This is a genomic window from Haloarcula amylolytica (assembly GCF_049705545.1).
In the GTDB taxonomy this organism is placed as follows: domain Archaea; phylum Halobacteriota; class Halobacteria; order Halobacteriales; family Haloarculaceae; genus Haloarcula; species Haloarcula amylolytica_B.
The window spans coordinates 1,521,890-1,538,398 of record NZ_JBNAMU010000001.1 but is presented as its reverse complement, the minus strand read 5'-3'; the positions used below and the strand labels follow the sequence as shown (position 1 = coordinate 1,538,398).

At 58.4% G+C, this 16,509-nt stretch carries 12 protein-coding genes, 1 tRNA gene and 1 other RNA gene; 4 read left to right on the top strand and 10 right to left on the bottom strand.

Annotated elements, in window-relative coordinates:
- Positions 1-13 precede the first annotated feature (13 nt).
- From ACOZ4H_RS08210 to ACOZ4H_RS08175, 8 genes are all read right to left on the bottom strand, one after another.
- Positions 14-1,168, bottom strand: a complete 1,155-nt coding sequence (locus ACOZ4H_RS08210) for an ABC transporter ATP-binding protein (protein WP_424328809.1) — start codon at positions 1,166-1,168, stop codon at positions 14-16.
- Positions 1,161-2,309, bottom strand: coding sequence for an ABC transporter ATP-binding protein (locus ACOZ4H_RS08205; RefSeq protein ID WP_424328808.1), 1,149 nt, complete (start codon positions 2,307-2,309; stop codon positions 1,161-1,163). Before ACOZ4H_RS08205 ends, ACOZ4H_RS08210 begins: the two co-directional genes overlap by 8 nt.
- 2 nt (positions 2,310-2,311) lie before the next feature.
- Positions 2,312-3,241, bottom strand: a complete 930-nt coding sequence (locus tag ACOZ4H_RS08200) for a carbohydrate ABC transporter permease (protein WP_424328807.1) — start codon at positions 3,239-3,241, stop codon at positions 2,312-2,314.
- A gap of 2 nt (positions 3,242-3,243) precedes the next feature.
- Positions 3,244-4,200, bottom strand: a complete 957-nt coding sequence (locus tag ACOZ4H_RS08195) for a carbohydrate ABC transporter permease (RefSeq protein ID WP_424328806.1) — start codon at positions 4,198-4,200, stop codon at positions 3,244-3,246.
- A 49-nt stretch (positions 4,201-4,249) separates the two neighbouring features.
- A complete protein-coding gene (locus ACOZ4H_RS08190; protein WP_424330353.1) occupies positions 4,250-5,584 on the bottom strand; it encodes an ABC transporter substrate-binding protein in 1,335 nt (444 codons plus the stop codon).
- Between the two features lie 366 nt (positions 5,585-5,950).
- The gene (locus ACOZ4H_RS08185) at positions 5,951-7,183 is read right to left on the bottom strand and encodes a mandelate racemase/muconate lactonizing enzyme family protein (RefSeq protein ID WP_424328805.1); all 1,233 of its coding nucleotides are present in this window, start codon (positions 7,181-7,183) and stop codon (positions 5,951-5,953) included.
- A 126-nt stretch (positions 7,184-7,309) separates the two neighbouring features.
- Positions 7,310-8,173, bottom strand: a complete 864-nt coding sequence (locus tag ACOZ4H_RS08180; RefSeq protein WP_424328804.1) for a fumarylacetoacetate hydrolase family protein — start codon at positions 8,171-8,173, stop codon at positions 7,310-7,312.
- An 880-nt stretch (positions 8,174-9,053) separates the two neighbouring features.
- The gene (locus ACOZ4H_RS08175) at positions 9,054-9,656 is read right to left on the bottom strand and encodes a class I SAM-dependent methyltransferase (RefSeq protein WP_424328803.1); all 603 of its coding nucleotides are present in this window, start codon (positions 9,654-9,656) and stop codon (positions 9,054-9,056) included.
- 100 nt (positions 9,657-9,756) lie between these two features.
- Between ACOZ4H_RS08175 and ACOZ4H_RS08170 the strand changes: the two genes are divergently transcribed.
- Positions 9,757-11,442 (top strand): acyl-CoA synthetase, encoded by a 1,686-nt coding sequence (locus tag ACOZ4H_RS08170; RefSeq protein ID WP_424328802.1) that lies wholly within the window; start codon positions 9,757-9,759, stop codon positions 11,440-11,442.
- 415 nt (positions 11,443-11,857) lie between these two features.
- Here the strand turns inward: ACOZ4H_RS08170 and ffs are convergent.
- An RNA gene (gene ffs, locus ACOZ4H_RS08165) (signal recognition particle sRNA) lies at positions 11,858-12,170 on the bottom strand.
- A gap of 79 nt (positions 12,171-12,249) precedes the next feature.
- Positions 12,250-12,663: a DUF7548 family protein gene (locus ACOZ4H_RS08160; protein WP_424328801.1), complete on the bottom strand. Its 414-nt coding sequence runs from the start codon at positions 12,661-12,663 to the stop codon at positions 12,250-12,252.
- Positions 12,664-12,742: 79 nt separating this feature from the next.
- Between ACOZ4H_RS08160 and ACOZ4H_RS08155 the strand changes: the two genes are divergently transcribed.
- From ACOZ4H_RS08155 to ACOZ4H_RS08145, 3 genes are all read left to right on the top strand, one after another.
- Complete coding sequence (locus ACOZ4H_RS08155; RefSeq protein WP_424328800.1) at positions 12,743-13,018, top strand: DUF5798 family protein; 276 nt, start codon at positions 12,743-12,745, stop codon at positions 13,016-13,018.
- 74 nt (positions 13,019-13,092) lie between these two features.
- Positions 13,093-13,167: transfer RNA gene (locus ACOZ4H_RS08150), tRNA-Arg, on the top strand.
- A 275-nt stretch (positions 13,168-13,442) separates the two neighbouring features.
- Positions 13,443-16,352, top strand: a complete 2,910-nt coding sequence (locus ACOZ4H_RS08145; RefSeq protein ID WP_424328799.1) for a UvrD-helicase domain-containing protein — start codon at positions 13,443-13,445, stop codon at positions 16,350-16,352.
- The last annotated feature ends 157 nt before the right edge of the window (positions 16,353-16,509 follow it).

The window sequence follows — 16,509 nt, the reverse complement described above, 5'->3', positions numbered from 1 at the left end:
CCGAAAAGCAGCCTCAGAGCCGAAGCGTCTCTTCGGTGAGGTCGAGCTGTCGGTTATGCAGCGACGCGCCGGAGTTCCCGTCGAAGAAATGGACCGCATCCGACGGAAGCCGGACCGTCGTGTCGCTGTCTTCGGTCACGTCGCGGAGCCCCTCGGTCACGGCGACGAGGTTATCGGACATGTCGTCCGTCCCCGGACGCGAGAGGTGGACGACGTTCTGGTCGCCCATCGGCTCGACGACGGTCACGTGCATCTCGAATTCGTGTGCCGGATCCTCTCCGATATCCGCGTTCTCGAGGATCTCGATTTCCTCGGGCCGAATCCCGAGGACCAGTTCCGAGGTCCCGTCGACGGCGTCCTCGATCTCACGACTCAACGGGTACTCGAACAGCTCGCTGACGAACGTCCCATCGCTGTACTCCCCGCGGAAGAAGTTCATGGATGGCTCGCCGATGAAGCCGGCGACGAACATGTTGTTCGGGTCGTGATACAGTTCCAGCGGCTCGCCGACCTGCTGGAGTTCGCCCTGGTCCATGACGGCGATGCGGTCGCTCATCGTCATCGCCTCCGTCTGGTCGTGGGTGACGTAGATCGTCGTCACGCCGAGTTGGCGCTGGAGCTGCTGGAGCTCGGTCCGCATCTCCGCCCGGAGCTTCGCGTCTAGATTCGACAGCGGCTCGTCCATCAGGAACAGCTCGGGGTCCCGGACGATGGCGCGGCCCAGCGCCACGCGCTGTTGCTGGCCGCCGGAGAGTTCGCCCGGCTTGCGGTCCAGCAAGTCGTCGATGCCCATCATCGTCGCCACCTCTTCGACGCGCTCTTCAATGTCGGAATCAGGCAGGTCCGTGGATTCTTCGAGCCCGAAGGACATGTTCCCCCGGGCCGTCAGGTGCGGGTACAGCGCGTATGACTGGAACACCATCGCGATGTCGCGGTCCTGGGTGTCCACGTCGTTGATGACGGTCCCGCCGAGCCTGATTTCCCCCTCGGTGATCGTTTCGAGGCCGGCGATCATCCGCAGCGTCGTGGACTTGCCACAGCCCGACGGCCCGACGAGCACCAGGAATTCCTCGTCCTCGATGTCGACGGAAATGTCGTCGACGGCGACGATCTCCTCGTCGTCGTCCTGGTACACCTTCGTCACGCGGTCGAGGGACAGATCAGACATTGCGCACCTCCACTTCGGATTCGAGTCGACGGTTGTGTAACGCCTCGCCGGTGGTCATATCGAAGATGTGGACAGTGTCCGGGTCGACCGATACCACCACATCGGTTCCAGCATCGACGACAGTGGTGCCGGCGGTGAGCGCGTGTATCGTTTCGGACTCCGACGCGTCTTCGGGGTGTCGCAGGTGGACGACGTTCCGATCACCGTGGGGTTCCACGACGGAGACAGTCATCCGGAACTCGTGATCTGCGAGCCCGCTCGACCCGCCCTCGGGGAGCCGTTTCAGATTGATGTCTTCCGGCCTGACACCCAGCACTACGTCGCTGGTGTCGCCGACATCGTCACGAATCCCGGTGTCGAAGGGGTACTGGAAGTACTCGCTGGTGAACGTCCCGTTCTGGTGGCGCCCTTCGACGAAGTTCATCGACGGCTCGCCGATGAAGCCGGCGACGAACCGGTTCTCCGGGGCGTGGTACAGTTCGAGCGGTTCGCCGACCTGCTGGAGTTTCCCCTTGTTCAACACGGCGATACGGTCGCTCATCGTCATCGCCTCCGTCTGGTTGTGCGTGACGTACACCGTCGTCACGTCGAACCGGTTCTGCAACTGCTGGAGTTCGGTCCGCATCTCCGCCCGGAGCTCCGCATCCAGGTTCGACAGCGGTTCGTCCATCAGGAACACTTCCGGGTCCCGGACGATAGCGCGGCCCAGGGCGACCCGCTGTTGCTGGCCGCCGGAGAGTTCGCCCGGGTTCCGGTCGAGCATCGACGAGATACCGAGCAGGTCCGCGATCTCCTCGACGCGGGCGTCGCGCTCCTCCGACGTGTATCCCGATTCCTCCTCCAGGCCGAACCGGATGTTCTCCCGGACGGTCATATGCGGGTACAGCGCGTAGTCCTGGAACACCATCGCGATGTCCCGGTTCTGTGGCACCCGGTAGTTCATGTGCTCGCCGCCGATGTAGATGCTCCCCTCGGTCGGGGATTCCAAGCCGGCGATACACCGTAGCGTCGTCGATTTGCCACAGCCCGACGGCCCGACCAGCACGAGGAACTCGCTGTCGGGGATGTCGAGGGAGAGGTCCTCGACTGCCGTCGTGTCGCCGAACCGCTTCGTCATGTGTGAGATTTCTATTCGTCCCATTGTTATGCGTCAGTCTTCAGTCCTTCAGCGAACTGTTCAGCGAACGCGACGTAGATGATGAGCGTCGGCAGCGCCGCGAGGAACGCCGCCGACATCCTGATACCGAAGTCGACGCCGGAGGTCGATGCCCCGACGGCCGGGAGGATCAGCGTCACGACGGCCTCGGGCGTGTCCGACCCGGTGATGAGCGTAAAGGCGAAGAGGAACTCGTTGTAGATCTGGGTGAACTGGTAGATGAACACGACGCCGAACATCGGCTTCGAGATCGGCAGGATAATTCGGCGGTAGATCTTCGTGATCGACGCGCCGTCGATCTTCGCCGCCTCCACGTACGACGTCGGGAGTCCCTGGTAGTACGACCGGAAGAGGATCGTACAGATCGGGATCCCGTACGCGATGTGCGTGATCATAAGCGGCACCAGGTTGGCGTGATACCCCTGCAAGATCGGGAGCGCGACAAACAGCGGCTCCACCATCGATGCGAGCGGGAAGATGTTGTTCCAGAACCGCGCGAGCGGGACCAGCACTGCCTGGTACGGCAGGAAGATACCGATGAGGAACAACACGAGCACGCCCAGCTGCCCGCGCCAGTCGACCATCGTGAGACCGTAGGCAGCCATGCTCCCGAAGAGAACGCTCCCGATCGTCGCTGGGATCGCCATGAACAGGGAGTTGAAGAACGCACCGGAGAGTGCGTTGAACGCGAACATCATGTTGTCGAGGGTGAACCCCTCGGCCAGCGGCGGCATGAGCGGGATCGTCTCCGCGACGGCGCGGTTCGTCTTGAACGCCGTCATGATGCCCGTCTCGAGCGGCGCGAGGAAGAACCCGATGAACAGGATGACCAGGACGTACTGGCTGATGCGGTAGAGGCTGTAATCCTCGACGAGCGATGCCACGTCGAACGTCTGGTCGGATGATGAACTGGCCATTGTTAGAGACTCCCCTGTCTGTACTGGTAGTAGAGGTATGGCGCGATGACACCGAGCGCCAGGATCAGGAGGTACGTGGCGATGGCGGCCGAGTACGCCCACTTCCCGAGCTTGAACGCCTGGCGCACCATCAGCGTCGCCAGGATGTCAGTCCCGTTGGGCGGCCGGTAGCGGCCGGTAAGCGCGTACAGGAAGGTGAACGCCTTCAGAGCGAACACCATCAGCACGACGGCCGCGCTGACTGACGCCTCCTTCATCTGTGGGATGATGATGCGGATGTACGTCTTGAGCGTACTCGCGCCGTCGACGTGTGCCGCTTCGAACTGATCGTCTGGCAGGGACCGGAGGCCGGCCAGATAGACGACCATGGTGTAGCCGCTGAACTGCCAGATGAGCGCGAATATCACCGACCCGAGGGCGATGGACGGGTTCCCGATCCAGTCCACCGGACCGATGCCGATTGCCCGGGTGATGATGTTCATCACCCCGAAGTCGTAGTTGTACATCCAGAGCCACACCTGTGCCGTGATGACGAACGATAGCGCCATCGGCAACAGGTAGATTGTCTGTACCGTGTTGTTGTACCTGATACCCTGGTCCAGGAGGATAGCGAGAAACAGCCCCAGTAGCAGACAGACCGTCGTGAAAACGACCAACAACACGAGGTTGTTCTGGGCGGCACTCAGGAACGCGCTACTCCCCAACACCTGCGTGTACATCTCGAAATCAAGATTGGAGAGGCTGTAATCCGGTGCCCCCAACCCGCGAGCGTCTGTCAACGAAATGGCGGTGTTGAAGCCGATGCCTCCGTACACGGCAATCCCCATCAGGAGGAACGGGATCCCCCAGTACGGCGACGACCGGACGAGGTCGCTGTTCAGAAAGTACCGGACCTTCGTTTCCCACCCGACCTCTTCCGTTCGCGGTTTCGTTGATTCTGTTGTGTCAGTAGTACCCATAAATTGGATGAATCATGTTACCGAAGTAAATCACTCGGTTCGCTGCCACTCACTCCGAGACGGCGTTGAGCAGCCCGTCAGCGGCGGCTTCGACGTCGTATGGCCCCATCATATTCTCGCTCATTGCCGTCTTGCAGCTACCCATCTGCTCGGGCGTCACGGCGAGCCCGTGGGCGAGCGTCGGTGGGTACGACTCGGAGCTGGTGAGGTCCTCGTAGGTCAGTCCGATGAAGTCACCGAGTTCGCTCGGGTCGATATCGGTCCGGAGCGGCACGGAGCCCTTGAGGTTGTTGAACGCGATCTGGGCTTCCTTCGTGCCGACGTACTTCTGCCACGCGATGGTTTCTTCCTCGCTCGGGTTGTTGGCCGGGGCGACGATAGCGTCGATGTGGTACGTGTAGGTGCCTTCGGTACCGGGGAAGGCAATCCAGTCCCAGTGCTCCTCGAAGTTGAACGAATCATCGACGCGGAACTGGCCGGCGAGCCAGTTCCCCTGGTGCATACAGGCGACCTCGCCGGCGATCATCTTTCCGCCCATGTCCGTGAAGCTGGAGGTGGACGCGTCGTTCGTGATGTAGTTCTGCTGGATCTCCTCGACGAGCTCCAGCGAGTCGACTATCGCCTGCCGGTCGCCGTTACCTTCAATGAAGTCCAAGTACGCGTCCACGCCGGCCTGGCTCTGTAGCACCTGCACCCACAGCTGCAGGACGGTCCATGGAGCGACCATGGCCTGTCCCATCGGCGTGATGTCGGTTTCCTGGTCGATCGTGTCGAGGGCATCGATCAGCGCGTCCATCCCGTCCAGGCTTTCCGGGTCAACACCGGCATCCTCGAACGCCGAGATGTTGTAGAACAGATTGTTCATCCGGTGGGAGCCCAGCGGGACCGCGGGCATCTTGTCGTTGAACGTACACAGCTCGACTGCGCGGCTCTGCATGACGTCCTTGTACCCCTCGGCGTCCCAGACGTCCGCTTCGAGGTCCTTGAGGTTGTCCCGGTAGCGCTCGAGGTTGTTGCCCGGCCAGTTGGCGAAGGAACTCATCGGGTTCCCGTTGACCATGCGCCGGAGGATCGTCGCGTTGAGGTTGACGTTCGCGCTCGCCCCGACCGCCTGGAAGTTCGTGTCCATCTCGGGGTATTCCTCCTGGAACACCTCGATGAGGGCGTTGATCGCGGCTTCACCGTCCCCACCAGCCCAGCCGTGGAGGACCTCAAGCGTGTTCGACCACTGGCTGCCGCTGCTTCCGTCGCCGCTTGTGCTGCCACCGTCGCCGCCATCGCCGCCGTCACCGCCTGTACTCCCACCGTCACCGCTACTGCCGTCGCCACCGTCGCCCGAACAGCCCGCGACGCCTGCGGCGATCCCAGCACCGAGCGCCGCCATGTACTTCCGTCTGTCCGTGCTCACGTCGAGTCTGTCATTATCAGTCATACACTATCTTACAGTGCGGGTAATACAAATAAATCTACCGGATCATTATACGACAATCATAGTTAATCCTGTAAAACAGCGGGCGAAATACCCACATCAGTGGGGGAAGCAGGGCCGAGGTTCGAGTCTCTGTCTCCGACGGCGCAGACGCGTGCGACGCACGCGAGGATTCGGTCGAGACAACACCTCACCAGCGCTCAGCGTGACTCACACAGTGCTATCGTCGGTCTGAGAACGACTGCGGAAAAACAAACCCCACAAGCGCCGGGACGGTTCAGTCAGGCCCTGCTGTGGCACGCCACCCAGAGCCGACGTCCATTACTCGTCGAAGAGCTCCTGTCCGTCGGCGAGATGCGCCTCGACAGCGTCGAAGTCGAGTGTCAAGCCAAGCCCGGGCTCCTCGGGGATACTCATGTAGCCACCCTCGATGAGGTTCTCCTCCTCAACGAGGTCCTCCCACCAGCCGAGTTCGTAGGAGTGGTACTCAACGGCGAGTGCGTTCGGGATCGCCGCACCGACCTGTGCGGAGGCCATCGTTCCTATGGGCGAGGAGACGTTGTGCATCGCCACCGGCACGTAGAACATGTCCGCAAGCGTGGCAATCTTCGCCGTCTCGCGCATGCCGCCGACTTTCGGGCAGTCGGGCGCGACGATGTCGACGGCCTGGTCGGTGATGAGTTGGCGCTGACCGTGGGTCCGGTAGACGTTCTCGCCGACCGCGATCGGTGTCCCGGTCGACTGTGTCACCTCCCGCTGCACGTCGTGGTTCTCCGGCGGGACGGGGTCTTCGAGCCACCAGACGTCGTACTGTTCGAGTCGGCGCGCGAGGCGCTTGGCGCTCCCACTGGCGAAGGCCCAGTGACAGTCGAAGGCCACGTCCGCGGCGTCCCCGATCCGTTCAGTGACCTGCTCGACGATCTCGGCCTTGTGCTCGATTTCCGGCTGGCGGAGGTGGCGGTTCGCGCGGTCCTTCTCGTGGCCCGACGGCACGTCGAGGTCGAACTTCAGCGCGTCGTAGCCCAGTTCGTGGACGACCCGCTCGGCCTCGTCGGCGCAAGCTTCGGGGTCGGCCTCTTCCTCGGTGTGACAGTCACAGTAGGTCCGGACCTCGTCGCGGTATTTCCCGCCGAGCAGTTGGTAGGCCGGCACGTCGAGGATCTTCCCGGCCACGTCGTGTAGGGCCAACTCGATACCGGAGATGGCGGCGATGTCCTTCCCGGCGATGGAGCCCTCGCCGGACATCTTCTGCACCATGTGCTCGTAGAGGCGGTCGATGTCCAGCGGGTTCTCGCCGACGACGAACGGCGTTAGCCGCTCGATGATCTCCGGGATCGCACCGCCCCAGTAGGCCTCGCCGTTGCCGGCGACGCCGGCGTCCGTATACACTCGAACGAGCGTCCACGGGTAGTTCCCGTCGACGATTACGGTCTGAACATCGGTAATTTCCACGTCACGCCTCTCGCCGCGGGAGTCGGTGAGTCCCATCGTCTCCGCCGAGAGATCGCGCATAGTGTACTCCGCATTCGGGTCTCGTAGATCTGCGTAGCTCATGCGACAAGCGGACATTCAGGCCCACGATAAAAACAGTTCCGGGTTGTGGTGTGTTATCACGAAATCCGGGTCCGAGAGCAGTAGCTGCCAGTGATACCGCAACCAAACCTCCTGATTCGTTATCGCTCAGACCACAGTGACGGAGTTTTTCAGTGTCCCGATGGATTCAATGTCGATGGTGATCTCGTCCCCTTCCTGCAGCGTGAAGTCGTCATCGGGAACGAGCGAGGTCCCCGTAAGCAACACTGACAGTTCGGGGACCGCGTTGTGCGCGGTGTAGTACGAGACGAGGTCCTCGCAGGTGCGTTTCATTTCGCTGGTGTTGGTCTCCCCGCGATAGACACGTTCACCGTCGCGATGGATCGACATCGAAAGCGCCAGCGAGTGCGGGTCTTCGATGTCCGTGACGACGGTCGGTCCGACCGCACAACAGCGGTCGTACACCTTGGCCTGGGGGAGATACAGCGGGTTCTCTCCTTCGATAGACCGGCTGCTCATGTCGTTGCCGATGGTGTAGCCGACGACTTCCCCCTCGTAGAGGACGATTCCGAGCTCCGGCTCGGGCACGTCCCAGTCCGAGTCGGCACGGATACCGACCTTTTCGTCGGGGCCGACAGTTCGATTGGGCGTCGATTTGAAGAAGATCTCCGGCCGCTCCGCGTCGTGCACGTACAGATACATCTCCGGCGTGTCGCTCTCCTCTTTCCGCGCTTCTTCGCTGATCTGGTACGTAACGCCAGCGGCCCAGACCTCGTCCGCGCTCACGGGGTCAGTAGCGTCTGTTTTGAGTCGCTGGCCGGACACCGTCTCAGCGGCATCGAGATGGCGGGCGCTGATTTTGTCCGGTGCTGTATCCGCAATCGAGGCCGCCTTGAGGAGGTCGCGGAACGTCCGGAGCTGGGGTTTGACGCTGGTCAAGTCGTACGCTCCGTCGTCGGTTGCGACTGCTAACCGCTGTGAGTTACCGTCGCGTAGCTGGTAGTACCTCATACTGAGTAGCAAACTACAACAATATATGAATCTTGTGCTGCCGACGCTATACGTGTCGGCTGGCAGCAGCGGACACCGAACTGTTTCCAGGTGACTGGTAGCTTTCATCAGTCTGTATGGACTCCTCGGTCCAAGACGGCATCTTTCTCATACTCATGCGATGGGAATTGCCTGCTGTCGGTCGTTAGCCCGTGTTCCTCCGGTCGAACCACTGTTCAGTAATACCGAACAGTTCGAATGACAGGCGTACATACGTTATTCTGGCGTCCCTGTAATCGTGTGGTAAAACATACCGCTATCGTGCCCAGAAACCGGTTCTGTGGGGGAGAGTGATCACCGTGATACGATAACATAGTGAGATTGCTGGTACAAATCGTCCCAAATTACTGAACAGTCTTTCGATATCCATGACTAAGTCCCCCATTCTACGGAATAGCTGTATCGCTAAAAAGAACTATATAAAGACCATCTAACCAGCTAAATTCTCTGCATCGAACTGATCTACTGCCCGGAGTTTCCTTTTCGTACTTCAATATACCGGCCCAATGTCACATATCACGGCGTCCGAGACCAACTGTGGTCTCGCACGCGATCCGATCTGCCTGTTCCATGTTGGAAAACCGTTCCGTAGTACAGTCCCCGTCCGATACACAGGTGTTTGCCCGGTATGGATTAACTACTCATCCTACATCCAGATACCGATATCTGTCTCTAATTATCTACCAATAACGTCCAAATCTGAGTTTGGACAGCTAAAATATCGATTCTATATTCACAACGTTACGCGCCTCAAACTCACACTCAACCTCTTATTCATACTTCCGCTATTCTAAATTCCAGTATCAGATGCCGAAAGACAGGATTAGCTAGCCGTCATTCTTTACTCGGGTGCCCGGAATACGCGGACAGTATCTCGGTTTCCGTCCATCGAGTCGATCTCAGTGAGCCCGCACGCGGTGAACACCGCGTTCCAGTCCCGATAGTACAGCGGAACGTTGTCATCGACGTAGTTTACCTCACCTGCGTCGCCGCCTTCGTTCTCGACGGAGATCAGCAGATCATCGACAATCCGTGCCAGTTCCTCGAACGCCCAGTCAACGTCCGGATGGAGATGCTGCAGTGTTTCAACAGAGAAGACAACGTCGTACGCGTCGTCGGCGACATCTGTGACGAACTCTTCGATAGCCATCGCGTGGAACGAACCGCTGGCCGCGAGATCGGGGTACGTTTCGGCGAGGACGTCTAACGCATCGGCGTTGATGTCGACGCCGGTCAAATCCGAGTAGCCGGCCGCAGACAATGCGGCGAGATGCCGCCCGGAGCTGCAACCAACCTCCAGAATAGCCGCGTCCTGCTCGACGTGCTCTGCGAGTATCGACTGCACCAGCTCACTCGTCTCGTCCGCTCCATAGTACGCATAATACGCGGGAGAGTATTCGCCGGACCGGTCGGCCCACTCCTCGCGAATGTCGTTAGAGTCCACGGTCAACTCCGGAGGTGGGGACGGAAAGTTCTGCCGGCTCGGCCGCAGCGACGGTGCTTCGACCGAAAAACGCAACACTGACCCAGGCGAGCGATCCGGCATGGTCTGGACAGTAATGCCGGACTTCGAGGAGTACGACGAAGCACGCGACCAGTTCACCTGGGACCTGCCGTCGTCGTACAACCCGGCTGTCGATTTTCTGCGGAAACACGAGGACCCCGACAGGGTGGCGCTCGAACAGGCGTATCCCGACGGGCGGCGCGAGCAGTACACGTTCCGCGAACTGGACCAGCTATCGGACAGACTCGCAGCGGGGTTGGCCGGTCTCGGAGTTGAGGCCGGCGACCGCGTCGGCGTCGTCGTGCCACAGAAGCCACAGAACCCGATTGCACACTTGGCAAACTGGAAGCTCGGGGCCGTCTCGGTTCCGCTGACGGTCCTGTTCGGGACGGACGCGCTCCAGTACCGACTGGACGACGCCGACACGAACGTCGCGATTATCGATCCGGCCGTGCGTGACGACATCGACGCAGTTCGGGATGCCTGTCCGGCGCTGGAACACGTCGTCGAAATCGAAACCGACGCGCCGGCGGGTTATGTCCACGCCTTCGAGGACGTGCTCGCCGCGCCGGAAAACACCGACATCGAACCCTACGAGTCCACGCCGGACACCGATACAGCGATACTGTACACGAGCGGGTCGACGGGCCCGCCAAAGGGCGTCCGTCACTCACACGCGCTCTGGCTCGGACGAGCCGCAGCCGCGTACAACTTCTTCGATCAGGGGCTGGGACCGGACGCGACGGTCTGGACGCCCGCGGACTGGGCCTGGGGCGCGGCGCTCGGGGGGACGCTCTTTGCGACGTGGCACCACGGCGGGACTATCGTTGGCTACCCAGCCTCAGGATTCGAGGCCGAGGAGGCGTTCGACCTGCTTTCGGAGTTCGGCGTCACCCGGTCGTTCATGCCGGCCACCGCCCTCCGAATGCTGATGGACGTCGAAGACCCGACGGCGGCGTACGACCTCGCCATCGAGACGTTCGCCGTCGGTGGCGAGTCGCTGACCCCGGAAATCGTCGACTGGGTGGCGGAGACGTTCGACTCGGTCACGATTAACGAGTTCTACGGCCAGACGGAGTTGAACCTCGTCGTCGCCAACAACTCGAACTGGTTCGACACTCAGCCCGGCAGCATGGGCAAGCCGTTGCCGGGGTATGACCTGACAATTCTGGATCCCGAAGCCGCCGACAGCGGCGTTGCCGACCCCCTCCCAAGCGGCGAACTCGGCGAGATAGCGGTGCGACCCCACGACCGCTCGGTGTTCTTCGACGAGTACTGGAACATGCCGGAGAAGACGGCGGCGAAGGAAGTCGACGGGTGGTTCCTCACCGGCGACTTGGCCAGGCGTGACGACGACGGCTACGTCTGGTTCAAATCGCGCAAGGACGACATCATCATCACCAGCGGCTACCGCGTCGGACCGATGGAAGTCGAGAGTGCAATCCTTGAGCACCCCGACGTGGTCCAGGCGGGCGTCATCGGCGTGCCCGACGACACGCGTGGAGAGATAATCAAGGCCTACGTTGAGGCGGCAGTAGATGGACCGGACCACGACACGCTCCGGACAGAAATCCGGTCCGTCGTCAGAGAGCACCTCGCCGAGTACGAGTACCCCCGCGAGATCGAGTTCGCCGATGCGTTGCCACAGACGACCAGCGGGAAGATCCAGCGGAAGGAACTGCAGGAGTGGGATGCCGACGACAGCGCTGCCGGTGGGCAACCGTAGTCTCCGGCGTTGCCATCGATAATCATAGTGTGCTCGAAGACAGCGGATTGTTCGGACTTTGATGACATCAGGTGGAAAAATAAGCCTCAAAACCCGAGGATGTAGGCAAATGAGGGTGATGCCAGCAGATAGACCCACTCTGAATCTCACACGCCGAATATTTCTCTCTATACATCGAAATTATGGGTCTAAATGATGGTGAGATGTCTAAAAAATCTCTTTATTGGGGCATATCTCTTCGGTGGTTCGGCTCAAAACGCACTTGCTGCTGTGGTAGCCCAGCAGTTGATAGAAGCGCTTTCAGTCGTCTCCCCTTGCTGAACGATCAACGAACTGCTTGCACAGTGAGTCGATAGCGCTCCGGAAAATGCCTGCAATACGGCTACTCGGGAGAAAGTAAACGCAGGTATGAATGGAACGGACAGCCAGGATGGCCCGGCGTTCGGACGCGGGTAATCCCGTTTGCCTCCTCCACCCCGCGACCCCACGAGCGACGGGTGTTCGATGGTCCGCTGCTCACTTCCGTGCCTGGCGAGGTGCCATCGATTAACCACGTAGGCGCACCCCTGCAGGTGCGACCACGTGGACCGCCGTCCCCGTGGGACGAGGCTTCCACGTTGGCTCACGGGGTCCACGTCCGTCAGACCGGACGCCCCCGGTGTTCGGTCCCCGCTCAAGACCACAGTGCGGGCGAGGAGGGGGGCCTAGCCCCCCGACCTAGTCCATCTAAGAGTCCGCCGCCGCCCCATAAGGGCCTTTCGGATGCGCCCACAGATCGCTGGACGACGCGCCGGTAGGCAGACCGGCCTACAGCAGGTCAAGCTCCCGCGCGAACCACGTCCCTCCGAGCGGGATGAGTATGCCCGCGAGGACGACGCCCCAGCGGTGGTATTCCATCAGCGTTGACTCAGTCAGCCCCAGCACGAGGCTCTCGGGGACGGTGACCGCCCAGAGGATACTGAGCGCGACGATGAACACACCCATCCCGATGCTCGCGCCCGCCGCGACACTCGGGTCCGACCGACCCTCGCGGCCGGCCGCCAGCACGATGATGCAGACGAGCGCGAATACGCCCGGCAGCAGCGGGGAGAGCGCCCCCGAACTGTAGTACGCCCCCACAGCACTCGTCGTCTCGACGAGGCCGTACGGGACCGCGAGTGCAAGGAGATACAGAACGCAACCGACGATGCCGACAGTCGGAGCGAGCCGCAAGTCGTCCATATCGTCGCTGCGTCCGGCGGCGTCTTAACAGCGACGTTCGAGCGAAACGAGGAAATGTCGGCTCTCCGTATCCGTGGCCATGGGACTGGGTTCCACCGCGAAAAAGATACAGAAGGTCGCCGACATCGCCGAGGACCTCTACAAGAAGGTCAACGAGCTGAAGACACAGCTTGAGGACTTGCGGAGCACCGTCGACGAGACGAACACCCGCGTCGACGGGATGGAGCAGGAACTGGCCGAACAGCGCGCACTCATCGAAGCACTCGCCGAAGAACGAGGCGTCGACACGGAGGCGGTCGTGGCTGGGGTCGCCGCCGACACTGATTCCAACACAGCTGAAACGGTTTCGGAGTAATCCCGTGACTGCGGTACCATCGCGCGGCGGAACCGGTTGGTTTAAACCATAACGTCATCATACCATTGTACGTAGGGCGCTTAGCTCAGCTTGGACAGAGTGCTTGGCTTCGGACCAAACCGTCGGGGGTTCAAATCCCTCAGCGCCCGTGGCGGCTAATACTGCGGAATTATTACTATAGGAGTCTTCTAAGACGGGAATTTGGGTTTAGAGCCTCAGTTCCCTTTCGTTCGCTCAGTGAACGATTCCGAATAAATGTAGTGTCGTCCGGTGATTTGCGTCCATCTCTAGAAATCCAGTCGGACCAGATTAATTGACGACTGACGACTCTGATCACTCGGATTCTGCGTTTTATACAGAAGTATATAATAGCCTTTTGTTCAATAGTAAAGTCTTTCTTTCTACCTGTAACGCAGTGACATGCATGGCTGGAATTATAGAGCTGATCAAGAACTTATTTCCATCGTCTGACACAACGGCGTCCGAACAAACGGACAGTAGAGCAGACTCTCAAGACACAGTTGATCCAGAAGTAATCATCAATGGGGCAGAGGCTGAGCAGGGTGTGGCCACACTCAGTGAAGAGCTACGCAACTGGCAATCGACCTACACCGAGGACTATGCGGACTTTCTGACCGTTGAGGAAGCACTGCAGACATACCAGCGGGCACAAGCTGGCCTGAAACGATTATCACCAATCCTCGAAAATCCAGATCAATTCAGTACCGACAGTGTTGAAGCAGCTGAAACACTCAGGACCGAAATCAGACAGGTGTGTGAGTTCATTGAGGCTCGTGAAAGCTACAATACAGAGTGGATTGAGGTGATGAAAGCAAGTCACGGCGATGAACTAAATAGTTATTTTTACGACGAGTCGCTGACACACACCGACCAACAGTTTCGGGCCATCTTTTCGAATGACAACTTCAATAGGGTGAACGCAGCGGCTGGAACTGGGAAGACGACCACATTTGGACGGCGGGTGAATTTCATTCTCTCTGAATACGATGATGTAGCTGCGTCGGATTTATTAGCAATCACCTTTACGCGCAATGGTGTTTCGGAGATGCAACAGGAGCTTCGAGAGACCTTCGATATAACCGGTGTTGAGGTCTCAACAATCAATTCGTACAGCAAATCGGTTGCTGAGGACCAATATTCAGATCTTGAATTTGTCGTTGGGGAAGCAAAAACCACGGAGATCGCAGCTATCTGGCGGGAGATCAGAAACGACGAGGAGTATAAAGGGACGTTTGAATCGTTTATAAAGGCGTGGAAAGACAGCCAGTACGACCCAAACGATTACGATGTTGTTAAAGGAGTCTACGAGGGCTTCACCGAGAAATCAGGTGTCACTGTCGGTGGCGAAGAGGTACAAATGGATCGGATCCCCGAAGAAGGGCTGGCACACGAAGCTATTGCTCGCTTCTTGATGGAGCATCAAATCGAGTACGACTATCAGGTGCATTTGGAATGGGCCCATTCCGCCTCCGGCGGTTATGTATTGGACTTCCGTCTTGTTGATTCAGCAAACGACGAAACAATCTACATCGAGTATTGTACCTCCGAAACCACTCGTCAAGAACGACCGCCATACAGAAATAGCAACAGTGAACGTCCGGAAACGGTTCACCGTATTTTCGAACCGAACGAGAATCTCGATACAGATCCAAGCGACAAAACTGGGATCGTCATTGATGGTGAGGAAGTCCTCGATGAATCAAGTGACACAATTGCGTGGGACAATCCAGCCACCCAAGAGCAATTTAAAACGGCGGTCACAGAGACGCTCAAAAAAGAGTTCGCTGCCACCCCATTCGATCTTGGGTCTCAACTCACTGGTGAAGAGTTCGTGGACTACGTCTATGATCATAAAATTCTCACCCGGGATATTGTTGACAATATTGCCGAATTCATCTCCCAAGCTCGTGTCCGGGAGTGGGAGCCAGAACAGGCCAGCACAGAGGTCAGAAAGTACATCAAGGCAAGTGATGAGATCGATGACGGTGTTGAGGAATTCTGTGAACTGTGCTTAGCTGCCTATGCAGAGTTCACCGAGGTATTCGATAACCGGACGAAAACGGATTTCCACGGCTCGATTGTCCTGACACGAGATCTCTTGGAAGCTGGTAAAGTTGATGATCAGTTCCTGTATCAGTATATCTTCATCGATGAGATGCAGGATCTCAACCAAGTCCAATTTGGCGTCGTCAAGGCCCTCGCAGAGCAACTCGACGATATGCGGATATTCGGCGTGGGTGACGACTGGCAGTCGATTTTCGGCTTCCAAGGGGCACGACCAGATCTATTCATCAATTACGGGGATGTACTCGGGGCTGGTAATTGCGAGGACCTTCCAGATCCAGTTTCAGTCTTTACCGATGACAATCCGATTCTGGCGGATTACGATGGATTCGTAGACACCCGTCTTGAGGATAACTTCCGATGTCCGGATACGGTCGTCGCCGCGAGTAATGCCGTCATCCGGAATAACGAGATCCGGACAGATAAGAACCCGACTGGATTGGAGGGCGGTGATCCGATCAATGTTCATCATCTCGGATGTGACACCAACGAGTACCGACGGAACATCTCAATGCAGCGCAAAATTGAAGAATTGATTCATACCTCCGCGTATCCACCGGAAGACATCCAGATCCTGCTCCGGCAGCAGGATGGTGACCCAGAGTTCTACTATGGCCTCAAAAAAGTGGTACCCGATACTGTCGATATCAGAACGGCCCACGATTCGAAAGGTTCCGAGGCTGAACACGTCATCATCCCCAAAGTTTCCAAGGTGGGTGGTTATCCGAGTATGAAACCCGATCCATGGCTGGAACCAATCAAGCAACCGCCGGAGATATATGAGGAGGAGGATGTGACTTACCAATTGGAAGAGGAACGCCGCTTGTTCTATGTTGCGCTGACGCGAGCAGAATCTAGACTCGATGTGCTTACTGTTCAAGGGGCAGAGTCGGTTTTTGTTGAAGAGTTACCTGATCAGTTGTGTAACCATCTGCAGCCGCTTGCAGAGGATGAACTTACGGAAATCGAAACCGAAAATGAATGTCGGAAAGTTGTCTCTGGATCGATCAATGCCAAATTCACGGATAACTTTGCTGTGGTCGATTGGGATGGCGGTGGTTTAGTTGGTCTCAATATGTATGATGCAAGCGATGAGCAACGTCGCCAGATTGATAAGTTAGACAGCAGTGGGGCAAAATTAACCTTGCAAAATTGTGGTATTGAGTTCAGAGATCCACTGAATGAGAATGATGCAGACTACGAACAACTGCAGTTACAGCTTGATTCCGATGTAACAATTCAAATGTAATTTGCGCCTCAAAAGGACCGAATCATAGCAAATAGCATTATTATGTTGTGTAGGATCTTTATATTCAGCATGGACCTATAAGTAGTTGAGAGGGTGATATGTAGTCGTATTTCAAACCCTCGAATTCGTCCATCCCACGCCCAACAAGGGAATTCGT